The 23,245-nt window shown below is 68.0% G+C and carries 20 protein-coding genes and 1 other RNA gene; 6 read left to right on the top strand and 15 right to left on the bottom strand.

Annotated elements, in window-relative coordinates; all coding sequences use genetic code 11:
- The 7 genes from CGZ91_RS05190 to mtrA form a co-directional block, all read right to left on the bottom strand.
- The gene (locus CGZ91_RS05190; RefSeq protein WP_094453182.1) at positions 1–438 is read right to left on the bottom strand and encodes a hypothetical protein; all 438 of its coding nucleotides are present in this window, start codon (positions 436–438) and stop codon (positions 1–3) included.
- Between the two features lie 110 nt (positions 439–548).
- Complete coding sequence (gene ppk2, locus CGZ91_RS05185; protein WP_094453180.1) at positions 549–1,445, bottom strand: polyphosphate kinase 2; 897 nt, start codon at positions 1,443–1,445, stop codon at positions 549–551.
- Positions 1,446–1,564: 119 nt separating this feature from the next.
- Positions 1,565–2,206 carry a ribosome hibernation-promoting factor, HPF/YfiA family gene (gene hpf, locus CGZ91_RS05180; RefSeq protein ID WP_094453178.1) on the bottom strand — a complete coding sequence of 214 codons (642 nt, stop codon included), beginning with the start codon at positions 2,204–2,206 and terminating at the stop codon, positions 1,565–1,567.
- Positions 2,207–2,429: 223 nt separating this feature from the next.
- Positions 2,430–3,119 (bottom strand): ComF family protein, encoded by a 690-nt coding sequence (locus tag CGZ91_RS05175; protein WP_094451504.1) that lies wholly within the window; start codon positions 3,117–3,119, stop codon positions 2,430–2,432.
- A 3-nt stretch (positions 3,120–3,122) separates the two neighbouring features.
- Entirely contained in the window at positions 3,123–4,880 is a 1,758-nt protein-coding gene (locus CGZ91_RS05170; protein WP_179229229.1) for an LpqB family beta-propeller domain-containing protein, read from the bottom strand.
- Positions 4,877–6,388, bottom strand: a complete 1,512-nt coding sequence (mtrB, locus tag CGZ91_RS05165; RefSeq protein ID WP_324252655.1) for an MtrAB system histidine kinase MtrB — start codon at positions 6,386–6,388, stop codon at positions 4,877–4,879. The genes CGZ91_RS05170 and mtrB overlap by 4 nt, the downstream gene beginning before the upstream one ends.
- 63 nt (positions 6,389–6,451) lie before the next feature.
- On the bottom strand, positions 6,452–7,153 hold the full coding sequence (mtrA, locus tag CGZ91_RS05160) for an MtrAB system response regulator MtrA (RefSeq protein WP_094451502.1): 702 nt from the start codon (positions 7,151–7,153) through the stop codon (positions 6,452–6,454).
- A 293-nt stretch (positions 7,154–7,446) separates the two neighbouring features.
- On the opposite strand from mtrA, the gene CGZ91_RS05155 reads away from it, so the two are divergent.
- From CGZ91_RS05155 to CGZ91_RS05135, 5 genes are all read left to right on the top strand, one after another.
- The gene (locus CGZ91_RS05155; RefSeq protein WP_094451501.1) at positions 7,447–8,508 is read left to right on the top strand and encodes a hypothetical protein; all 1,062 of its coding nucleotides are present in this window, start codon (positions 7,447–7,449) and stop codon (positions 8,506–8,508) included.
- Entirely contained in the window at positions 8,505–9,179 is a 675-nt protein-coding gene (locus CGZ91_RS05150) for a DUF4129 domain-containing protein (protein ID WP_094451500.1), read from the top strand. The genes CGZ91_RS05155 and CGZ91_RS05150 overlap by 4 nt, the downstream gene beginning before the upstream one ends.
- Complete coding sequence (locus CGZ91_RS05145; RefSeq protein WP_094453174.1) at positions 9,176–10,366, top strand: DUF4350 domain-containing protein; 1,191 nt, start codon at positions 9,176–9,178, stop codon at positions 10,364–10,366. The genes CGZ91_RS05150 and CGZ91_RS05145 overlap by 4 nt, the downstream gene beginning before the upstream one ends.
- Before the next feature lie 227 nt (positions 10,367–10,593).
- Positions 10,594–11,523, top strand: a complete 930-nt coding sequence (locus CGZ91_RS05140; RefSeq protein ID WP_094454072.1) for an AAA family ATPase — start codon at positions 10,594–10,596, stop codon at positions 11,521–11,523.
- 4 nt (positions 11,524–11,527) lie between these two features.
- A complete protein-coding gene (locus tag CGZ91_RS05135) occupies positions 11,528–12,820 on the top strand; it encodes a DUF58 domain-containing protein (protein WP_094453172.1) in 1,293 nt (430 codons plus the stop codon).
- A 61-nt stretch (positions 12,821–12,881) separates the two neighbouring features.
- Here the strand turns inward: CGZ91_RS05135 and CGZ91_RS05130 are convergent, their stop codons facing one another.
- From CGZ91_RS05130 to CGZ91_RS05090, 6 genes are all read right to left on the bottom strand, one after another.
- Complete coding sequence (locus tag CGZ91_RS05130; RefSeq protein ID WP_094453170.1) at positions 12,882–13,769, bottom strand: hypothetical protein; 888 nt, start codon at positions 13,767–13,769, stop codon at positions 12,882–12,884.
- A 29-nt stretch (positions 13,770–13,798) separates the two neighbouring features.
- Positions 13,799–15,229, bottom strand: a complete 1,431-nt coding sequence (locus tag CGZ91_RS14235) for a hypothetical protein (RefSeq protein WP_179229228.1) — start codon at positions 15,227–15,229, stop codon at positions 13,799–13,801.
- Between the two features lie 17 nt (positions 15,230–15,246).
- Complete coding sequence (locus CGZ91_RS05105) at positions 15,247–16,059, bottom strand: hypothetical protein (RefSeq protein ID WP_144276791.1); 813 nt, start codon at positions 16,057–16,059, stop codon at positions 15,247–15,249.
- Between the two features lie 100 nt (positions 16,060–16,159).
- Positions 16,160–16,723, bottom strand: a complete 564-nt coding sequence (locus CGZ91_RS05100) for a YqgE/AlgH family protein (RefSeq protein WP_324252652.1) — start codon at positions 16,721–16,723, stop codon at positions 16,160–16,162.
- Between the two features lie 143 nt (positions 16,724–16,866).
- Positions 16,867–17,234, bottom strand: a transfer-messenger RNA (tmRNA) gene (ssrA, locus tag CGZ91_RS05095).
- 63 nt (positions 17,235–17,297) lie between these two features.
- Entirely contained in the window at positions 17,298–18,011 is a 714-nt protein-coding gene (locus CGZ91_RS05090; protein ID WP_094453162.1) for a DUF1707 and DUF4870 domain-containing protein, read from the bottom strand.
- Positions 18,012–18,148: 137 nt separating this feature from the next.
- On the opposite strand from CGZ91_RS05090, the gene CGZ91_RS05085 reads away from it, so the two are divergent.
- Positions 18,149–21,001: a cation-translocating P-type ATPase gene (locus CGZ91_RS05085; RefSeq protein WP_229116443.1), complete on the top strand. Its 2,853-nt coding sequence runs from the start codon at positions 18,149–18,151 to the stop codon at positions 20,999–21,001.
- 48 nt (positions 21,002–21,049) lie between these two features.
- Here the strand turns inward: CGZ91_RS05085 and smpB are convergent, their stop codons facing one another.
- Entirely contained in the window at positions 21,050–21,526 is a 477-nt protein-coding gene (gene smpB, locus CGZ91_RS05080; protein WP_094451493.1) for an SsrA-binding protein SmpB, read from the bottom strand.
- Positions 21,527–21,740: 214 nt separating this feature from the next.
- Positions 21,741–23,210: a M23 family metallopeptidase gene (locus tag CGZ91_RS05075; RefSeq protein ID WP_094453160.1), complete on the bottom strand. Its 1,470-nt coding sequence runs from the start codon at positions 23,208–23,210 to the stop codon at positions 21,741–21,743.
- Positions 23,211–23,245 lie beyond the last annotated feature (35 nt).

Genomic DNA, 23,245 nt, shown 5'->3' with positions numbered 1-23,245 from the left:
TCAGTCCTCGACGGTGACGAGTTCCAGGCTGGCGAGGTCGGCACCGCACAGCCCCAGGTAGACCCAGTGCTGGTCCAGCTCGGCGTACGCGCAGGACACGGGTCCCTCCGGGAAGCCACCGCTCTGGTCCGCGCCGGGCCCCACGAGGTGGGCCCGGAACTCGTGCGGGTGGCCGTCAATCGGAATCGTCACCGTCTCCCAGGCAGCCGCCCGAGCCGCATCAATCCGGGCATGCAACTCGTCGTTCGCGAGCTTGGCGCCCCTGACATCCATGAGCGCTGACAGGCCGTCGTCCATGGCGTGGCCCCGCATGTTCTGTTCGGACGATCCGTGAATCGAGAGACCGGTCGCCGTCAGGACCCGCAGCCACGCGCTCTCATCCTGGATCCACGCGGCCCAGTGGTGCTCGGGCGAATACCACGTTGCCTCAGAGGGCACTGGCGGAATCGCCTGGGAGATCTCCGGTGAACGGCGGGCAAGCAGTGATGTACATGGGCACATTCCTTCAGCGTGGAACAGCTGACTGGATGATACCTCGGTGATGCCACTCAGTCGCCGGTGCTGTGCTTCGCGCGGCGCACGATCTTGCGGTCGGGAGCGTGGACGATCTTGTGGTCCTTGTCCTCGTAGTCGAACTGGTTGAGGAAGGCCCGCATGGCATTGATCCGGGCCCGGCGCTTGTCGTTCGACTTCACCGTGGTCCACGGGGCGTACGTCTTGTCGGTCCGGTCGAACATCGCTTCCTTGGCGGCGGTGTACGCCTCCCAGCGGTCCAGCGACTCGAGGTCCATCGGCGACAGCTTCCACCGGCGTACGGGGTCGATCTGGCGCAACGCAAAGCGGGTCCGCTGCTCGTCCTGGGTGACGGAGAACCAGAACTTCGTCAGCGAGATGCCGGCGTCGACGATCATCCGCTCGAACTGCGGGGCCTGCTTGATGAAGAGCTCGTACTCCTCGTCGGTGCTGAACCCCATCACCCGCTCCACGCCGGCCCGGTTGTACCAGGACCGGTCGAACATCACGATCTCGCCGTCGGTGGGCAGGTGCCGGATGTAGCGCTGGAAGTACCACTGGCCCCGCTCGGTGTCTGAGGGCTTGGCGAGCGCCACCGTACGCGCGGCGCGCGGGTTGAGGTGTTCGGCGAACCGCTTGATGGTGCTCCCCTTGCCCGCTGCGTCGCGGCCCTCGAAGACGATCACGTGCTTGGCGCCGACGTCCTGGCTCCAGTACTGGAACTTCAGCAGTTCGACCTGCAGGGCGTACTTCTCGCGTTCGTACTCCTCGCGGGTCATGAGCTCGTCGTAGGGGTAGTCATCGCGCCAGGTCTCCGACGCCTTGCCATCAGGAGCGATGAGGACCGGGTCCTCGCTCTCGGCCCCGGAGATCCGATAGCCCCTCTCCTTGAGGTGGTCGATGTACTCGCGAAGGCTCATGCGTTGTGGCATGGCCCCATTCTTACCGTTCCTGTCGGGCTGCTGGGTGACATACCGGCAAACACTGTGGGCCGGAGCCACACAGCCGGCGGCCCCCTCACGCCATGCGCGAGGGGGCCGCCGGGAGTCACTCAGGCGCTGGCCTCCAAGGAGTCCTCGACGTCAAGGTGGATGACGCCGTAGCTGTAAGCCTTGCGCTTGTAGACCACGCTCGGCCGGCGGGTCTCGGCGTCGACGTAGAGGAAGAAGTCGTGGCCGACCAGCTCCATCTCATCCAGCGCCTGCGCCAGGGTGAGCGGCGTCGCAGGGAAGACCTTCTCCCGGACCACCAGCGGGCCATCGCCTTGCACCTCGAGCCCGGCAATGGTCTGGGTCGGCACCTGCTCTTCGTCGGGCAACCCCTCGATCAGGTCGAGCTGGTTGAGCGCTGCGGTGGCTTCGGCCACCGAGATCGGTCGATGGTTGCCGCGACTCACCTTGCGGCGGTCGGCGGCCTTGCGCAGCTGGGTCTTGAGGCGCTCCATCGCTTGGTCGAAGGCGACCTGCTTGTCCTGGTTGCGGCCCTCGGCTCGCACCACGGGACCCTTGCTGTGGAGCGTGATCTCCACCTTGACGGCGTCGTCGGGATCCTTGGTCCGTGTCGTCGGCGACACCATGACCTCGGCGCGGATCACGCGGTCACGCAGTCGCTCGACGGCCTGCATGCGCTCGATGACCTGTTCCTGGAAATCCGCACTGAGCTTGCAATGCCGCCCGGTGACCTGAACGTCCATGGGTGTACCTCCTTGCTCTGGTCGCCGTCCCCGGCAACCGCGGGCCCCTGCCAACGTGATCAGGGACAGGAGCGGAACCGCAAAAGCCCCCATCAAAGGTGATGAGGGCTGGCGCTGTGTCGCTCCATGACGAAACATTACCGCTCCCGACGCCGACCGCAACAGGGGGCCGCGCCGGGTCGTGAGCAATCTCACAGTCGACACCTGCTTCAGCAACGCGGCTTCAGCTTCGACGCTGGGTGGCGGCCACCACCGCTGCCCCGAGCACGTGCATCCCTGCGGCCTCCACCACTCGCCGCATCTCCACCAAGGTGGCCCCTGTGGTGACCAGATCGTCAACGAGGATGGCGCCCGCTCCCGTCGGCACCGACCCGCGCAGGCGCAGACCGCCAGCCAGGTTCGCTGCCCGCTGCTGGGCATCGAGACCGGACTGATCCGCCACCAGCGACCCTTGCCGCAGCAGTTGCCTGACCTGCATGCGTACGCCGATCCGGCCCAGCTGAGCCGCCGCAGACCGGGCCAACACCGCCGTGGCATCCAGGCCCCGCTCGCGTACGGCGGCATCGGCCGACGGCGCCGGCACCAACACCACCCGGGCACCAGCAGCGTCGCCGGCCGCCGTCTCGAGCAGCAGCGCCCCCACTGATCGCGCCAGACATGCGCCCAGCCGGCGTTGCAACTGCCACGCACCCCGCTCTTTGTACTGACGCAGCAGCCGCTGCAGCACCACGTCATATTCGGCAGCGGCCCACGTGTCCGGAAAACGATCCGGACAGGGATCGGGTCGATGCCGGTTGATCCGGTGGTGCTCAAGATGAGCGCGACAGGCCTGGCACAGGCCCCAGCCGGGGTGCTCACAGCCGGGACAGGAGGCTCCCAGCAGCAGGTCGGCGGCCGCATCGATGAGTCGCACGGCTCAGCCCGGGAAGACGGCCAGCTCTACCGAGGAGGCTGACAGTGTCCAGCGGTAGTCGTCCTCATAGCGCCACAGCCGACCGTCCTGGGACACCACCACGGCCCGGATGCCCGCCGTACGCGGGGCCGCCGACAATCGCGGCGCCCCCCAGTCCTCAGACTGGGAGATCTGGCGGAACTCCTGGCTGTCCACCCCCAACAGATGCACCGTGGAGCGCAGGTCATCGCGGTCCTGACCGACCAGCAACAGCTCGGTGTCCGAGGCCCAGGCCAGATCCACCAACCGGTCCGGGTCCACGTCAGCATTGGCCAGTTCCAATGCTTGCCACTCCCCCAGGCGCAGCTCGCCCTCCCGGATCACCGGCGCCACGCCCACCCGAACCATCCCGTCCGGACCCCGCACCAGAACCGCCAGGCGTACGCCGTCGGGAGACAGGCAGAAACCGATCACGTCCCGTTCAGTCAGGGCCGGAGCCGGCACCTCGGTCGCCTCGCTGGCGCCCGGGAAGACCGACCAGAGCCGTTGCTGCCCCGCCGGGTCGGTGGCGAATGTCCAGATCTCGTCGAACCGGCTGAACTGGGGCCGTAGCACCCGATGCAGATCGACCAGCATGGGTTCGGGAGCGGCCTCGCCCGACACCGTCACCCTGGACAGCGAGCGGCGATCCGGATCAACCACCGCCATGGTGAATCCGTCATAGCTCACGCCCAGCGTGCCGATCGGAATCTCGCCCCGGCCCAGCGCACCGGCCACCGGCACCGGGTCACTGTCGGCCTGCTCCTGGCGCACCACCCGGCCGTCGATCACCGCGAAGGTCTGGGTCGCCAAACGCGCCTGCACTGGTGCGAACCGTTCCATCGACTGCAGCCCGATCAGACCTTGGGCACCCTGTTCGGGCACCGTCAGTGGTTCGGTGCCGGCGAACAGCCGGATCGCCCGCAGTTCGCCCCACGACCGCAGGCTCCACACCAGTTGCGCCGCCAACCGCGTCCGGACATCATCGGGCAACTCCTGCGCCGCCGTCGGCAGGTTGATCTGCGCGATGCCCTCGGCCACGGTAAGGGTCGACTGGCTGGCGTCGGCAGGCAGTAACGACACCAGGGCTTCGGCAAGTCCCCCACTGGGGCCCTTGAGAAGCCGGTCGAAGATCGTGAACGGTTCAGCAAGCCGACTCGGCAGATGGATCGGGCTCGCAACCAGGTTGCGCAGCCCCCGTTCGAAGAAGTAGAGCGGGATCGCCACATAGGAGCGGTCGAAGAGATACTGCGGCACCAACAGACCATCGGGCGGCGAATCGATGCGCCACTGACCGGCGGGGTCCTGCACCAGGCCGAAGTCGTGGCTGACGCGTTCGCTGGAGCGTCGGTACACGCCGGCGCTCGACACGGTCGCCACCAACGGGGCGTCCAGCACCGCTCGTCCCTGGGAGATGCTGGCCGGATAGCCGTCGCGCGGGATCCGGACCCCGATCTCCGGCTTCCACCGCTCCCCACCACCCTCGGTGAGGTAGGCCCGGGCCGTGACATAACCGGGCTCGAAGGTCGCCATCGCATGCAGGAAACCGTCGATGATCAGTGCCGGGCTGGCATCGGGTGCGGGCGGCTCGGGATTGATCTGGACGGTCGCATCCTCATTGCGGGGGGTCGGGTTGACCTGCTCGATCGGACCCTCGGTGGGCACCCGTACGCAGCCGGCGGCCGCCAGCCCGAAAACCCCCAACCCGGCGAGGAAACCGCGCCGGCTCCACGCCCCCGTCATCGTTTGGCCTCCACTGATTCGGTGAGATCCTGCGGCATCACGGGCATCGGTGACACCGTGAGGTCCGCCCCGGCGTGACGCGGCAATGTCAGCCGGAACTGGGCGCCCTGTCCCGGGCGGCCCCATGCGTTCAGCCAGCCACCGTGCAGCAGCGCATCCTCCATCGAGATCGCCAGTCCCAGCCCGTTGCCGCCCACGGTCCGGGCGCGGGACGGGTCGGCGCGCCAGAAGCGTACGAACACCTGCCGCACCTGGGAGGCCTGGAAGCCGATGCCGTGGTCGCGCACCGCGATGGCTGCGGCTTCCTCGGTCGCGACCAGGCGGATGTCGATCGGGCGCTGTTCGCCGTGCTCGATGGCGTTGGTGATGAGGTTGCGCAGGATCCGGCGTACCCGCCGCTCGTCCACCTCGGCGGTGCAACTGGCTGGCAGGTGGGTCCGCAACTCGCAGCCCTGCCGCTGGGCGAAGGCTTCCTGCGCAGCGACCTCCGCCAACACCACGGTGACCAGGTCGGTCTCCTCCAACGTCAGCACCGCCGCGCCGGCGTCGAAACGGGAGATCTCCAACAGGTCCGAGAGCAGTTCCTCGAAACGGTCCAACTCGTCATAGAGCAGTTCGGCGCACCGGGCCATCATCGGGTCGAGTTCGTCACGCCCCTCGTACATCATCTCGGCGGCCATCCGGACCGTCGTCAGCGGCGTACGCAGCTCGTGGGAGACATCGGAGACGAATCGTTGCTGCACCCGCGACAGGTCCTCCAGCTGGGTGATCTGTTTGTGCAGCTCGGAGGCCATGTTGTTCATCGAGTCGGCCAGGCTGGCCAGGTCGTCGGTGCCCTTGACCTCCATCCGGTCCTCCCAGTGCCCGCTCGCCAGGGATTCGGCGGCGCGGCGGGCCCGGCGGATCGGCGCGACGACCTGCTGGGAGATCAGAAACGCGACTCCGGTCATCGCCACGATCAGCAATGCCACCGTGGTGATGACGGCCTGCTGCATCACCCGCAGCGTGTCGACCTCCTGGCTGAGCGGGAAGATGAAATAGACCGGGAACCGGCCCACGCCGGGCGCGACCAGAACCCCACCCACCACGAGTCCGGGCTCGGCGGCTGACTGGTCGGTGTAGTCGATGCTGGTGTAGGTCATCACCATGCCGCCAGACGTCCCGACTTCCTCACGCAGTCCGGCCGGCACTGATGTCGGCGAGATCCGTCCCGAATAGATGTCGGAGACCGGCCCTTCCAGGACCACCTGGTACTGGCCGGACGCGTGTCCCTGGGCGGCGACGTCGAATGCGAGCTGGGTGAGCCGCTCGTTGACATTGGAGGTACGCAGTTCGCTGGAGCGCAACTGCCGCTGCGCATTGTCCAGCGCTGTGGTCGCCTCGGCCACGGCCGTACGCTCTTTGCCCTCCAGTACGCCCTGTCGGGCCTGCCCCACCAGGAACCAGCCGCCCAGCAGCGAGATCACGGTGGACAGCACCAGGGTGCCGCCCACCACCCGCAGCGGCAGCGAACTGCGCCACACCGTGATGGGTGCGCGCCACCACCGCCGCCAGCCTCGACTCACCAGACCTCAGTCCTGCGGCACGTCGCCGGCGCGATAGCCGACTCCTCGGACCGTGACGACGATGCTGGGATGCTCGGGGTCGCGTTCCACCTTGGACCGCAGCCGCTGCACGTGCACATTCACCAGTCGGGTGTCGGCGGCATGGCGATAACCCCACACCTGCGACAACAGCGCTTCTCGGCTGAAGACGGTGTGGGGCTTGCGGGCCAACGCCAACAGCAGCTCGAACTCCAGCGGGGTCAGGTTGACCTGCTCCTCGCCCCGCTTGACGGTGTGGGCTGCGACATTGATCGTCACGTCCCCGATGCGCAGGTCCTCCTCGCCCTGGTCGGGCTGACTGCGCCGCAACCGGGTCCGGATCCGGGCCAGCAGCTCCTTGGCCTTCGGCGGCTTGGCGATGTAGTCATCGGCGCCGGCCTCCAGACCGGTGACGATGTCGTTGGTCTCGGACCGGGCGGTCAGCATCACGATCGGCACCCCGGATTCGGCGCGGATGTCGCGACACACGTCGACGCCGTCGCGGCCCGGCAGCATCAGGTCCAGCAGCACCAGATCCGGCTTGACGCGGCGGAACGCCAACAGCGCCTGGTCACCACGGCCGCACCAGTGGGTCTCGTAACCCTCCTGACGCAACACGATCTGGAGCATCTCGGAGACTCCGGGATCATCGTCGACAACAAGAATCTGCGGTGGGCTCACCTCGGCCATGGTCCTCCGATCAGCTCCCGGCGGCGCGCTCGGCCGACCGGACCCTCATCCTAGTCCGTCGGACCGACAAACTGCCGGAGCACGGGCGCACGCGCTGGGTCGTAGGGTGGCTACCCGGACCGCCCGACGTCCGAACAGCAGATCGAATGCCAGACCTCGACGCCTGAGGAAGCCGCCCGGGCGCTGGGCCAGCACCAGGGCGAACTGATGGCGCACGTGTTGGTGACGATCGATTACCACCACGAGCCTTGGTGAGCAGGTCGCCGGACCGGCCTCCATGGCAGACTGAACGAATGCATCAGCGCAGCCGAGCCCGTCGCCTCGACGCTGCCCGTTCGGCACTGATCCCGCTGCGACCACTGACGATCGGCGAGGTCATGGATGCCTCCTTCCTGATCGTCCGCCGCAACGCCGGTCGGATGGTGCTGGCGCCGCTGGTGGTCGCGCTGTGCCTGCTCATCTACAGCATCATCAGCGCCCTGGTGATGGCCGCGGTCGCCGAGTGGAGCGACCCGCAGGCGCAACAGGTCATCGCGGTGCTCCTGGTACTCATCGGCATCGCCGTCATGATCGGGGCGCTGATGTGGCTCACCGCGATGCTGACCCGTTCCAGCCTGGTGACCGTGCTTGGCGAAGACCTGGTCCGCTCCGCGCCGCAGACTTGGCGTACGGCGCTCGCCAGCATCCTGCCGATGCTGGGACTGGGGCTGTTCACCTATCTGTTCAGCCTGGTCATCTCCTCGGTCGCCGGCGGCATCTCGATCGGCGGCATGCTGCTGGCTGCCCGCTGGGTGCCCACCGCCCAGCTGGACCTGGCGCTGATCGGCGTGGCCCTGGTGGCCTCGCTCGTCGGGCTGTGGGGGTACGCCATGATCTCGCTGATGGTCCCCACCTACATCGCCGAGAACCGTCGCGCCCCCCAATGGCCCGGCAAGCCGCACCACCCCACCACGGTCGTCACCGCCGCCACCCGATCGATCGCGCTGGTGGGCTGGCGCAACTCGTGGCGACTGGTGGCCGCGATCCTGTCGGCAGCGATCCTGCTGAGCGTGGTCGCCTCGCTGCTCCAGGTCGGCATCAGTTCCCTGATCGAGCTCTACATCATCAGCATCGTGGGCTACGGGGCGGTCTTCAATCCCTTCTTCGGGACCGGCGTGGCGGTGGCGTACGCCATCGTGCTCGTGCTGTCGATGACCCTGTTCGCCGGCTACCTCGCCGCCGTCCAGACCATCGCCTACCTTGATCTGCGGATGCGTCGGGAAGGCATCGACCTGGCCATCCGCTTCCCGCTGCTGGCGCCGCCCCAGCCCGATGGCCTGACCCGACGACGCCCCGATCAGGAGGACGACCTGTGACCCCGGTTCCGCTCGAGATCCCGGTCGAGCTGTCCCGCGAGGAAGCCCAGCAGTTGGCTCAGGCCGAGCTGCAGAAGGGCAAGTACACCGACCCGTGGGCGTGGTTCACCGACCTGATCCGGTGGCTGGACCGGATGCTCAACGACCTGTTGTCCTTCACCGACCCGACCCGGCTCGAGCAGTCCTCCGGCAGTGTGGTGGCGTGGATCGTCATCGGCGTGCTGCTGGTCGGCGTGATCATTCTGGTGTGGCGCGTGGGCATCCCGCGGCTCACCGCCTCCCGCGACAAGGTCGTCGAGACCGAAGCGCATCTCTCGCCGGTGGACTACCGGAGCCGGGCCGAGGACGCCGCCAGCAAGGGCGACTGGATCGGGGCGGTCACCGAACGGTTCCGGGCGATGGTGCGTGACCTGGAGGACCGGACCCTGCTGCAGCGGCGGATCGGGCGCACGGCGACCGAGGTGGCCACCCTGGCCGGTCGGGCAGTCCCCAGTCAGGCGGCCAACCTCAGCGCCACCGCAACCTTCTTCAATGACGTCCTCTACGGGGATCATCCCGCCGATCGTGACGCCTGGTTGTGGTTCGACGGCCTGTGTCAGCAGGTCGAGACCGGGCTCAGCGGCGCCGACCTGCTCGGCGTCCCCACCGAAGCCGAGGGCGTACGCCCATGACTGAGACCGTCACCCCAGACCAGTCCGTACGCGAGGAGGACCGGCCCGTCACCGTGCCATGGTGGCGGCGGCGTTGGGTACGCCGGCTGGCCGGCGCACTGGTGCTGCTGTTGATCATCGGCTTCGGCATGGTGTGGCTGTCGAGCAGCGCCGAGCGGAGCGCCACGCTGGGGCCTGACAGCACCGAACCCGACGGTGCCGCCGCCCTCGCTGCCCTGCTGCGGGAGCAGGGGCAACAGATTGTCGTCGTCGAGGACGCCGAAGCGTTGGCGCCGGACCTGCGCGGCAGCACCGTGCTGCTGACCAAGCGACCCAACGCGCTGCTGCAGGAACGCCTGGTCGCCGCCACACCGGAGCGCATCGTGATGCTGAGTCCGCCCGTGGACGGACCGCTGAGCCTTCCCTTCCGTCTCAGCGCACCCACCGATCCACACGTGCTGTACCCCGACTGCAGCGACCCGCTTGCCGCCAACGCCGGTTCCATGCGCACCGGTGAAGCCGAGGGCCAGACCTTCCGCGCAAACGGAGCCGCCCCGCCCGGCACTGTCCTGTGCTACCCGGACGGTGACTCGTACGCCATGGTGCGCGTCCCGGTCGGCGACATCGACGTGGTGATGCTGGCTGGCGGTCTGGACAACGCCAGCCTTGCCGAGGAGGGCAATGCGGCGCTGTGGATGACGGCGCTGGGCGGCACCGATGACCTGCACTGGGTGATGACCAACGGTCGCGATCTGGCCATCGCCGACGGCCCCGGCGGCTCCTCCCGCGATGAGGACGGACCGACCCTGCTGCCCGGTTGGTGGCCCCATGCCCTTGCCTTGGGCCTGGTGTCGCTGATCGCCTTTGCTGCCTCACGCCCCGGCCGGTTCGGCCCGATCCTGGTCGAACCGCTGCCCGCAGTGGTGCCGGCCTCGGAGACCGTCGAGGGCCACGGCCGGCTCTATCACCGGATCCGCGCCCGGGACCGCGCTGCCCAGTTGCTCCGCGGCGCCGCCCGGCAACGCCTGGGCAAACGACTTGGCGTCGAGGACCCCGATGCCCTGGTCGCGGGCCTGATGTCGCGCACCGGCCGCGACCGGAGCTGGATCCAGCAGACCCTGCTGGGCGGCCCACCGACGACCGATGACGAACTGGTGCAGTTGCGCCACGATCTGGCCACCCTCGAGAAGGAAGCAGAACGACAGTGACCGACCCGCACGAGCAGCACCCGGCACCAGGACAGCCCCCGTCCGGGCACCAGCCGGCAACCGGCCAGCCCGACTACGGCCAGCCCAATGTCGGCCAGCCCAGCTTCGGCAAGGGCACTTTCGACCAGGGCAGGCCGCCCGCCTACGACCGGTCGCCCCAGCCGTCCCCCGAGCTCGGCACCGCCGTCCCCGCCCCGCCCGGCGATGCCCGGGGCCCTCGGGCCTCCTTGAACGCCTTGCGGCACGAGGTCGGCAAGGTGGTGGTCGGTCAGGAATCAGCCGTCACCGCGATCGTGCTGTGTCTGATTGCGCGCGGCCACATCCTGCTGGAGGGGGTCCCGGGCACGGCGAAGACGCTGATGGTGCGGGCCTTCGCCCGGGCGCTGTCGGTGGAGACCAAGCGGGTCCAGTTCACCCCTGACCTGATGCCCGGTGACATCACCGGCTCCCAGATCTATGACTCCCGCACTGGTGACTTCGCCTTCCGAGAGGGTCCGGTCTTCACCAATCTGCTGCTGGCCGACGAGATCAACCGCACCCCACCCAAGACCCAGGCCGCGCTGCTGGAATCCATGGAGGAACGGACCGTCACGGTGGAGGGCGAATCGCTGCCGTTGCCGGACCCGTTCATCGTCGCCGCCACCCAGAATCCTGTCGAGTTCGAGGGCACCTATCCCCTGCCGGAGGCCCAGCTGGACCGGTTCCTGATGAAGGTACGCATCGACCTGCCGGCCCGTGACGCCGAGATCGAGGTGCTGAATCGGCACGCCCACGGTTTCGACCCGCGCGACCTCAGCACCGCGGGGGTCACCGAGGTCGCGACCCCGGCCGACCTGAGCGCCGCGCGCACCGAAGCGGCCCGGGTACGCGTCACTCCGGCGGTGTTGGGGTACATCGTCGATGTGGTCCGCGCCACCCGGGAGTCCCCCTCGCTGCAGTTGGGCGTGTCGCCGCGTGGTGCCACTGCACTGCTGGCGACCACCCGGGCGTGGGCCTGGTTGCAGGGCCGCGACTATGTCGGTCCTGACGACGTGAAAGCGCTCGCCTTCCCGGTGCTGCGACACCGGGTGGCGTTGCGTCCCGAGGCAGAGCTCGACGGTGCCACGGCCGACTCCGTGCTGGAGTCGGTGCTCGCGACTGTCCCGGTGCCGCGGTGACGGCATGCTGTTGACCCGGTTGGGGGCCGTCCTCACGCTGGTGCCCATCCTGCTGACCGTGGTCTCGGGCCAGGCCGTGGTCGGCTGGGCGGTGGCCGGGTTGTGGCTGCTGGCGGTGCTGGTCGACGTCGCCCTCGCCCCGAGCCCGAAGCGCATCGTCGCGGAACGCGGCGGCGAGGATCGGGTGCGGCTCGGCGATCGAACCCAGACCACCCTCACACTCAGCAACTTCGGCTCCCGCACCGCGCGGTTGCGGGTGCGTGATGCCTGGCTGCCTTCGGCCGGCGCCAGCCAGAACGTCTTCACCGTCACGATTCCTGGTCGACAACGCCGCAGCCACACCACCACGGTGCACCCCACCCGACGAGGCGACCGCCATGCCGGCCCCGTCGTGGTGCGGCATCTGGGCCCGCTGCGCCTGGCCGGGCGGGAACGCAAGCTCGATGCGCCGTGGACCGTACGCGCGCTGCCTCCTTTTGAAGCCCGCAAGCACCTGCCGAGCCGGATCAAGCAGCTGCGCGAGTTGGATGGTCGCTCACGCGTGCTGCACCGCGGTGAGGGCACTGAATTCGACAGTCTGCGGGAGTACGTTCCCGGCGACGACGTCCGCGCCATTGATTGGCGCGGCACCGCCCGGTCCACCACGGTCGTGGTCAAGACCTGGCGTCCCGAGCGGGACCGGCACGTTCTGGTGGTGCTGGACTCCGGGCGTACGGGGGCAGCTCGGGTCGGGGACCAACCGCGGCTGGATCACGCCATGGACGCTGCCCTGTTGCTCACGGCGTTGGCCTCGCGCGCCGGCGACCGGGTGGATCTGTTGATCGGTGATCGCGACGTACGCGCCAGTGAACTGCGACATCCGGCCAGCGTGGTGCTGAACCGGTTCGTGGAGGCCATGGCACCAGTTGATGCGGTGCTGGCCGAGGCCGACCACCGGATGCTGGTGTCGGAGATCATGGCGAGGGTGTCGCCGCGGTCGCTGGTGGTGTTCTTCACTGCCCTCGATCCGGCCGTGATCGAGGAGGGCCTACTGCCGGTCGTCGGACCGCTGCTGCGACGGCACCGGGTGGTCATCGCCTCAGTGACCGATCCCCGAGTTGTCGAACTGCGCAAGGGAGACGAGGACAGCTCCCAGGCGTACGCCGCAGCAGCCGCCGAATACGACCTGGCCCGCTCCCGCGACACCTCCGTGCTGCTGCAGCGCGCGGGGATCACCGTGGTGTCAGCCGACCCCGAGGAGTTCGCGCCCGCCGTGGCCGACCACTACCTCGCACTCAAGCGCCAAGGACTGCTCTGAGGCAGGCCCAGAAACACTCCGTGCCCGCACCCACGAGGGTACGGGCACGGCCAGTGGTGGATCACTTCTTCTTGGCGTCACCTGCCATGCCGTCGGAGTCCTGCGGACCCGGGCCCCCGGCGTTGGGGTTGGCCATGTTCGCGGCACTCGAGGCCTGGTTGCTGGCCTGCTGCTCCGGGTTGACATTGGGGTTGGCCGAGATCGGCCAGTTCCCCTCGGTGTAGAAGGAGCTGGTGTTGTTCTCGAAGCCCGTGGCGATCTGGTTGTTGCCCGGTCGCCAGGAGCCGTCACCCTGATAGAGCTTCTCCATCGCCGAGACCAACGGCCCGAAGTTGGTGGCGCCCCACGAAATGGCCTTGCCCCAGGTGGAGGGATTGGTCGCGACGAAGGCGGTACAACCCATCTGGTTGTAATGATTCACGTACTGCTGCACCAGGCCGTGGAGGTTGCTGAAGATCGACTCGTGCAAGGTGGAAGCGTTCTGCATGCCCTGCTTGAGGCCGGTCATGATCGTCTTGGCATCCATGACGGCCTGAGCCTGGACGGGCAACTGGCCATAGAAGGCCTCGGCGGAGGCGCTGGACCAGCCACCGTCCTTGGCCTTGCTCTGCTGGACCTTGGCATCCAGATCGGCGACCTCCTTGAGGAGGTCGTCCCAGCCGTCGCTGTGTGACTGCATGGCCTCGGTCTGTGACTTGTGATCGTTGAAGGCCTGCCACTGTCCGAACACCGTGGAGCCGTAGCCGCGACCGCCCGGGTCGCCCAGCTTCGCCAGCGCGGTGGTGCGGCGGGTCGTCAGCGTCGTCTTCGCGCTGTCGACGTCGTACCCCGCCGCCTCGATGGCCGCCCGGTTGGTCTCCAGCGCGGTGATCTCGGCCTGCGTCGTGGCTTCGTACGCCGACCACGACGACAGCAGCGACTCGATCTCTCCGGCAATCTTCCTGCTCATCAAACAGTCCTTTGCTTTGTCGTCGCGCCTCAGGCGCCGGTGTCCTGGCTGCCAGCGAGGTCAGTGTTGTTCTGTTCGGTAGTGGTGTACGCCTGCGCTGCCTTCTCCAACGAGGTCGCCATCTCCTTGAACTGGTCAACGCCCTCCACGCCGCGCTGGTCGAGGAAGTCGGTCAGGCCGGTGTAGGAGCTACCCAACTCCAGCAGCCCGAACACCTCGCCTTCGGTGTCGGTCATGTAGTGGGAGTGGTCGGGCACCTTCTTGAGGATCTTCTGGAGATCCTTCCAGTGCTCGGCGTCGGCCATCAGGTCGTCGGGGTTGAGGTTGTCGTGGCCACCGCCACCGCCACCGCCACCGGTGCCGACACCGCCACCACCGCCGGTGCCGCCGCCACCGCCACCGATGCCGCCGCCACCGCCACCGATGCCGCCGCCACCGCCACCGATGCCGCCGCCACCGCCACCGGGGGTGCCGACACCGCCACCACCGCCGATGCCACCACCACCGGGCAGGTCGCCGATGCCGCCACCACCACCAGGGAACTCGGGGTAGTCGCCGGGATCGATCCCGGGTCCGTCACCAGGCCCGCCGGGGCCGGGGTACCCAGGGCCGCCGGGGTTGCCGCCGGGACCGCCGGGGTTGCTGCCACCGCCGCCGCCACCACCAGGGAACTCGGGGTAGTCGCCGGGATCGATCCCGGGTCCGTCACCAGGCCCGCCGGGGCCGGGGTACCCAGGGCCGCCGGGGTTACCGCCGGGACCGCCGGGGTTGCTGCCACCGCCGCCGCCCGGGAACTCGGGGTAGTCGTCCATGCCGGGGCCGTCACCGCCACCGCCGGGGAACGGATCCTCGATCTTCGGCCGGTCACCGCCGCCGAAGTCCGGGCCCTCGTAATCGGGATGATTCGGGTCATACCTCGGGTCGTAGTCCGGATGGTTGGGGTCGCTACGCGGGTCACTACCGGCGGCGAACGTACCACCGCCACCGGCCCCAATCGGACCACCGCCGAGACCGCCGACGCCACCGGCGCCGAGGCCACCAGCACCGCCACCGATACCACCAGCACCGCCGCCGATGCCGCCAGCGCCCGGGCCCGCACCAATACCGCCGCCCGCGCCGGGACCGCCCATGCCAGCGCCGCCGCCAACACCGATCGGACGTCCGCCCAGACCTGCCGCACCGGTGCCGCCCATGCCACCGCCGCCCAAACCGGCCGAGCCCATGCCACCAGCACCTGCTCCGGCGCCGCCGGCGCGGCCCATGCCGCCACCGCCCATGCCCATCATGGGCGGCATCATCATGCCGCCACCGCGACCACCCGAGCTGCTGCCACCACCCTCATGGGGGTTCACCAGCACCTCATACATCTCGAGGTCTTCGAGAGCATCGTCACGGTGGTCGATGCCCTCGTAGCCGGACAGCGCTGCGCGCTTCGGCTCGCGAATCGGTCCCTGGTTCATGTTCTCCACTACCTCGCTCAGAGTCGCTTCATCAGTTGCAGGATTTGATGCTGGACCGCCGCTGCCTCCCAGGACAGCTTCGTGTAGGCACCTGGCTCAACGGTCGGCGGCTGGTGTCGCGCGTACGCCTGTCGGTGCGCTGCCATGATCGCTTCGCACAACTCCTCTGTCCGAACCTTTTCCAGCCACGTGGAGCTGCACTCGATCTCCTCGGTGTTGCCCTGCGGATCGAGCCTCACCTTCACGTGCCCACCAGCATTCTGCCCGGTGGCCGGTTCACCCACGATCCGATCGGGCTCGATCTCGGAGGGATTGAGCTGGTTCAGCCGCTCCATCTCGTCCCGATTCTTGTTCAAGCGCTCCTGAAGTCGTCCCAGACTCTCTCGATTGAGCATGATCCCGGGCGCCAGATCCTCGAACTCCGGCAGTCCCTCCGCCGTAGCGGGCCCAGCCGGGACGGAGGTCTGGTGGAAGCGCATCAGCCGCAGGAAGGTCTTGGGAAACTTGCTCGCCGAGCCCAATCGCTTGCGCCACCGATTCCGCACGAAGACCTCAGTCAGGCGACCCTCCTGCAGCACGATCCGAATCGCTCCACTCTCGTCCCACAGCCCCTCGTCGGCCTCGTCCTCCTCGGGCTCACCGAAGACCGGCGCAAACGGATCATCCTCGTCCTCATCAGGGTCGGGATCGACCTCGCCGACCTCGCCGACCTCGTCGGCCACGATCGCGGTCGGGTCGTCGACATCGGGCTCCGAATCGTCCCCCTCAGCGGTGGACTCGGCGGGTTCGTCGTAGCCGGCCGTTGACATCGGGTCCAGATCGTCAGACACCTGCTCCTCGCGTCCCATCATCGAACCGAACACCTCCGTGGCTGTGTCGGGGTCAGTGCACCACTCGCGATCACGCGCACGATCTTGCCACGCACGTGGGTCAGTTCTGGTCGGGGTCCTCGGTCCAGGTCGCCATCATCGCCAACACGTTGCGCTGTCGGCGCAACACTGCTCGCCACAGGCCGTCGGGGTCGTCGGTGAAGGGGTCCTGGCTGGTTCCGGACACCACCGCCCACTTGTCGGCGGCCAGCTCATCCTCCAACTGGCCAGCACCCCAACCGGCGTACCCTGCGAAGACCCGCAGCCGCCCGAAAGCACCATCGACCAACTCGACCGGCGTGTCGAGGTGAAGTAGTCCCATCTCACCGTAGACGCGCCGCCACCCCGGCGGTTCGTCCTCACCCGTCAGGCGCGCCAAGCAGATCGCGCCGGTGGTGGAGACCGGGCCGCCGTCGAACATGAACCCCGGCGGGCCGACCGTCGCTGCCCAATCCGGCAGCACCGTCTGCAGCGGGAGCGCCGAGATCCGATTGATGACCACGCCCAGGCTGCCGCTGTCATCGTGGTCGAGCATCAGCACCACGCTGCGCTTGAAGTACCCGCTGCTGAGCTCGGTCGTGGCCACCAACAGCCGACCGGGCAGGACAGGAGTGCTGCTCAACACGCCCCCATCGTGTCACGGCCTCGCTCAGACCTGGCCAAGGTGGCCCGGGCGGCAGCACCCGGCGCGTCGTCCGCCGCCCCCGTGCTCGGCTCCGAACGCAACAGCGGCCCGGATCCGATGATCCGGGCCGCTGCTCTACACAGGGGTGGAGGTGGCGGGATTCGAACCCGCGTCCTCGAAGGGTGAACCAGGACTTCTCCGGGTGCAGCCGATTACGTCGTTTTACTCGGTCCCTGCACTCCTATCGGCAGGTTGCAGACGGACCCAGTTCCCCTCAAGTCCCACTGACCGCCGGGAACAGGCAATCAGCAGCGAGCCTCCTTGATGAGGCCAGGGTCCGGGACGGAGGCTCGCCCGGTCTGACCCTTCGGTTACTGCTCAGGCAGCAAGAGCGAAGTCAGTGCGCTTTGCATCGGCACTTATTGGTTTCCAAGGAGCATCACGAGTTGACCTTGGATCCTCGACCCGCTTCCCCTGGAACTACCGCCCCAAGTCGAAACCAGTCACCCCCTGTTGAGTTGTCACCGAGACCTGAGCCGCGGCAAGGGACCAGTGTAGCGCAGACCCCAGCCGGTCATCGAGCGATATATCCCGGGCGGCCGGGCTTGGGCTCCTTGATGAGCTCCCAGCCGGTCAGCCGCTTGAGGGGATTGACCCACTCCTCGCCCTGTCCGGCCCGTACCCCGCCCACGATCGTGGTGATCGCCCACGCCAAGCCCGCCACTCCCAGCACGAAGGGCAGGTCGAGGACGGCAGCCATCATGGTCAGGCCCATCATGATGAAGGTCGCGGTGATCTGGAAGTTGAGCGCTTCCCGTGCTCCCCGGCGTACTCGCGACCCGACCGGGCTGAGCAAATAGACCAAGCCGGGACCGGCCAGCCAGGTGAACAGCGCCGACCAGTGCGTCAGGGCCAGCGCCAGGCTCCCCAGCGAGGACTGCCGCTCCTGGCTGATGAAGGGCTGATGGACCGGGTGGGCACCCGTCATCCGCGCCAGCCCACTGCGCGGACCGATCAGATCCGCGGTCAGCGGAGTGAGGTCGTCGACGTACGTGGCCGCCAGTGCCGCCGTGACGCGCTCGTCCAGTTCCGGTTCGGTGAGTTGACCGGCGGCGTACGCATCGCCGAGGAAGGCGACGGTGCGCTCCCGCTGGGCGTGGTCGGCGCGAAGCCGGCGAGGCCGGGCGAGGTCGTGAAGGTTGCGGAGGTCCTGCAGGCCGCGCAGGGAGTCCACGGAAAGTCCGGAGGTGGCAGAAGGCCGGCGGGTTTCGGGTCTGGTGGCGCTCATGACTCAAGGATGCTGCACATTCGTCCCCACCTCATCAGGGACGCCCCTGATCCGGTCCCGATTCGGACCACATTCGAGTGGTCGATCTCACTACTCCGACCCTCAGTTTCTCCGACCGGACAAGCGACAATGGAAGCGTGGAAGAGCAAACCCGGACCTCTGAGATCACTCCCGCCGATGGCTCCGACACCGAACGGCACGCCGTCCTCACGCCGGCTGCCGAGGTGGCCGCCGACCTGGGCGTCAACCCCGACACCGGCTTGTCCCAGCACGAAGCCCGGCGTCGGCTGGCGGCCCACGGCCCGAACGAACTGGTCGGCACTGCCGCGGCCCCGGCCTGGCTCCGCTTCTTGGCACAGTTCAAGGACCCGCTGGTCTTCCTGCTGCTCATCGCCATCGCGATCTCCCTGATCGCCTGGATCATCGAAGGTGCCCACGGCGTACCCATCGATGCCGTCGTCATTGGCGCCATCGTCGTCCTCAACGCAATCGTTGGCTACATCCAGGAGAACCGGGCCGCGGACGCGGTAGCCGCGCTGCAGAACATGGCCGCCGCGACCGCAACGGTGCTCCGCGACGGCAGCCGGACCACGATTCCCGCTACCGACGTCGTCGTCGGCGACATCCTCATCCTCGGTGAGGGCGATGCGGTGGCCGCCGACGCCCGACTGGGCCACGCGGAAGGGCTGCGCGTACAAGAGTCCGCACTCACCGGCGAGGCTGAGTCGGTCGACAAGGACAACCGGACGTTGTCCGAGCTCAGCGGCATCGGCGACCGCACCAACATGGTCTTCAAGGGCACTGCGGTCTCTCAGGGCACCGGTCGCGCCATCGTGGTCGCGACCGGAATGGACACCGAGATGGGCGCCATCGCGACCATGCTCGACAGCACGGTCTCTGAGCCGTCCCCGCTGGAGAAGGAGATCTCCTCGGTCTCCAAGATGCTCGGCATTCTGGTCATCGGCATCGCTGTGGTGACGATGCTGGTGCTCTTCGTCGTCAACAACGTCAGCACCGTGGCAGAAGCTGTCGAGGTGCTGCTGCTCGGCGTCTCCCTGGCGGTGGCCGCGGTCCCGGAGGGGTTGCCGGCGATTCTCACCGTGGTGCTGGCGATCGGCGTGCAGAAGCTCGCCGAACACCGGGCTGTGGTGACCGAACTCCACTCGGTCGAGACGCTGGGCTCCGCCTCCGTGATCTGCTCGGACAAGACCGGCACCCTGACTCGCAACGAGATGACCATCCAGAGGATCGTCACCAGCAGCGGCTCGGTAAGCGTGGCTGGCATCGGGTACGCCCCCGAGGGCGAGGTCCTCGATGAAGCCACCGGACAGGCGCCCACCGGCGCGTTGTACTTCGAATCCCGTCGGTTGCTGGTGGAGGCCTCGCTGGCCAACGACGCCGACCTGCAGCAGGCCGACGACGGCAGTTGGCAGATCATTGGCGACCCGACTGAGGCCTCCTTCCTGGTCGCGCTGCGCAAACTCGAGGGCGCCGCGGACCGGGCAGCCGACTTCGAACGCCGCAACAGTGTCCCTTTCAACTCCGACCGCAAGATGATGTCGGTGCTGCAGGCTGACCGGGCCGCCGACGGCAACCTCAAGGTGATGGCCAAGGGCGCGCCGGACGTGCTGCTGGGACGCTGCGTCAAGATCCAGGTCGGCGAAAAGGTCATGGACCTGGACGACCGGCGTCGCGCCGAGGTGCTGCAGACGGTCGAGGATCTGAGTGGCCAGGCGTACCGCACGATGGGCGTGGCCTGGCGCGAGATCACCCCGCAGGATGCCGATCCCTTCGACGAGGAGGACGAGTCCGATCTGGTCTACGTCGGCACCGTCGGCATCATCGATCCGCCGCGGGACGAAGCTGCCTCCGCCGTTGCGGAGGCGCACCGGGCGGGCGTACGCACCATCATGATCACCGGCGACCATCCCACCACCGCGTCCCGGATCGCCGCAGACCTGGGCATCACCGACGGCGTCCATCCAGCCGTCACCGGAGCCGCGTTGCAGGCCATGGACGAGGCCTCGCTGATCGAGACCGTGAAGGACAACTCGGTCTATGCCCGCGTGGCGCCGGAACACAAGCTGCGGATCGTCAACGCCTTGCAGCATGACGGCAGTGTGGTCGCGATGACCGGCGACGGCGTCAACGACGCCCCCGCCCTGAAGACCGCCGACATCGGCGTGGCGATGGGCATCACCGGCACCGAGGTCACCAAGCAGGCCGCCCGGATGATCCTGGGCGATGACAACTTCGCCACCATCGTGACGGCGATCCGGCAGGGCCGCTCGATCTTCGCGAACATCAAGAAGTTTCTGCGCTACCTGCTCAGCTCGAATGTCGGTGAGGTCATCACCGTCTTCTTCGGTGTCCTGCTCGCCGGCGTGATCGGACTGAGTCAGGCCAGTCCCGGCGCCGAGATGGTGATCCCGCTGCTCGCCACCCAGATCCTGTGGATCAACCTGGTCACCGACACCGGGCCGGCGCTCGCGATGGGCGTGGATCCGGAAGTGGATGACCCGATGGCGCTGCCGCCGCGCGACCAGTCCGAACGGATCATCGATCGCCAGATGTGGAGCGGCATCGTGCTGATCGGTCTGGTAATGGGTGCCATCACGTTGGCCACCATGGACATCTTCCTGCCCGGAGGGCTGATCCCCGGCGGCACCGACGACCTGGAAACGGCCCGGACTGCCGCCTTCACCACCTTGGTCTTCGCGCAGCTCTTCAACGCGCTCAACTCGCGATCGGAGACCACCTCCGCCTTCCACCGGCTCTTCTCCAACAGATGGCTGTGGGGCTCCGTGGCATTGGCGGTGGTGTTGCAGGTCGCCGTGGTCGAGGTGCCCTTCCTCCAGACCGCATTCGGCACCACCTCGTTGGACCTGGCGCACTGGGCCATCGCCGTGGGGATGTCCTCGCTGGTGCTGTGGGTCGACGAGATCCGCAAGGTCGTCCTGCGGCGGAGGGTCGGCTCGGTCGCGGCATGAGCCCGGTCAGGCCCTGAGTGCGGGTATGCCGCTGCAGCGGCCGGCGTTTCAGCCGCCGCGCTTGTTGCGGGCGGCCAACGCCCGAGCAGCTTCCCGGTTGTCGTCGCGCTCGCGGATAGTCTGACGCTTGTCCCACTCGCGCTTACCGGTGGCCACGGCCACCTCGCACTTGGCGTACCCATTGTTGAAATAGATCGCCAACGGAATCAGCGTGCGGCCCTTGGCGTCGAGTTCCTTGGTCAACTTGTCGATCTCGCGACGGTGCAGCAGAAGCTTGCGGGTGCGGCGGGCCGTGTGGTTGGACCAGGTGCCGTGGCTGTACTCAGGGATGTGGGCGCTGCGCAGCCAGATCTCACCGTCGTCGACGGTGGCGAAGGCATCGGCCAAGGACGCGCGTCCTTCCCGCAACGACTTCACCTCGGTGCCGGTCAGCACCATGCCCGCCTCCACCGTCTGGTGGATGTGGTAGTCGTGGCGGGCCTTCTTGTTCTGCGCAACCAGCTTGCGCCCCTGCTCCTTGGCCATTGGGACAGTTTCTCACACCGCTGCGACAGCGTCTCGTCATTTGTCTGGCGGGTGTCAGCATCCCCGCCCAGTCCCATTGGTCGCCGGACAAGCACCGAACAAGAAAGAGGGCGACGAAGACCCTTCCCCGTGGTCTTCGTCGCCCTCTCTCAGCTCGGGTGGTCCCGGGCGGGCAGGCCGGCGTCCCTCGTACTCATGGGACGCAGGCCGGGTGTCACAGGATCGTCATCGGATCCGTGAGGTTGCCGTTCACCCAGGTGGTGAAGTGGAGGTGGCATCCGGTCGACCAGCCGGTGGTGCCGACGTAGCCGATGGTCTGGCCCTTCCGGACCCGGTCGCCCTTGCCCACGGTGTAGCGGGTGGCGTGGTTGTAAGCGGCGGTGACGTTCTTGCCGTCAATGCGCCCGAAGTCCACGATCATCCGGTTGCCGTACGCGTTGTTCCAGACCTTGCTGGTCACCACGCCGTCGGCGATGGCGATCAGCGGAGTGCCACAGGAGGCACCGAAGTCGGTGCCGTCATGCATCCGCCGGGTCTTGAGGATCGGGTGGACGCGGTAGCCGAACTTCGAGGTGATCCGGACATTGCTGACCGGGTTCACGATCGAGGAGGACGGCGCGGCAGCGTTCGACTGACGGGGAGCGCTGGGCTGTTCCTTCGGCTTGGCCGAAGCGCGCCGGTCAGCGGCGGCCCGATCCTCGGCAGCGCGACGGTCCGCAGCCTCACGCTCGGCGCGTTCCTGGGCGGCACGCTCGCGAGCCAGACGCTCCTCCTCCGCCTTGCGGGCGGCCTCGGCGCGCTCACGCTCGATCCGCTCCTGGATCTGCTTCTCGACCTCTGCCTGCTCACGCAGCAGCTCCTCGCGGCGGGCCTGTTCCTTCTCGACCTCGGCACGGGCATCGGCCTCGGCCTGCTCGTTGGCGGCCACAGCCTGCGACAGGGCGGTCTCCTCGGCGGCGGCCTGCTCGGCGAGCTGCTGCTTGTCGGTCAGCACCTTCGCGGCCTCGGCACGCTTGGCGGCTTCCTCCCGCTCAGCAGTTGCTCGGGCAGCCCGGGCCTGGTCCAGCTCGGCCTGCAACCGCTCCAGACGCTCGAATTCGGCGTCAGTCACGCGCAGGGCCTGGTTGGTCCACTGGTTGCGCTTGGCCAGATCGGAGGTCTTGAGGTTGTCGACCCACAGCGCCATGCCGACCAGTTCAGAATTCTGCTGGTAGCTGGCGCGGACGTTCTCGCCGACGATGCGACGCTGGGTCTCGACCTTGACCTGATTGACGTTCACGACCCAGATCGCACGACGCAGTTCGATCTCGGCGGCCTGCAGGTCGGCGGCGGCCTGCCGGTCGGCTTCCTCGGCGGCAGCCAACTCGGCGCGGGTCTGCGCGAGCTTCTCCTGGGCGGCGGCCAGCTCCTGCCGGCTGCTGTCGAGCACCTGCGTAGCGTGCTCCAACTCCGCGTTGTGCTCGTGGAGGTGCTCTTCGTTCTGCTCGATCTGCTCGTTGACCCGGTTGCGCTGGTCATCCAGCGGGTCGGCGTACGCGATCGGTGCCACCACGGCGAAAGCCAGGAAGGCTCCAGCGATGCTCGTGACCACCTTCTTGCTGATGCGTCGGATGTTCGCGAACTGCTGGACGTGCTCACTGTTGCTCGGGACGTCACAGGCGACGTAGGGAAGGTCCCGGTTCACAGCTACCCCCTTCGGGTTTCGGTGATGTTCACCCT

It is taken from the genome of Parenemella sanctibonifatiensis (assembly GCF_002250565.1).
GTDB lineage: Bacteria > Actinomycetota > Actinomycetes > Propionibacteriales > Propionibacteriaceae > Parenemella > Parenemella sanctibonifatiensis.
This window is presented reverse-complemented; position numbering and strand designations above follow the sequence as displayed.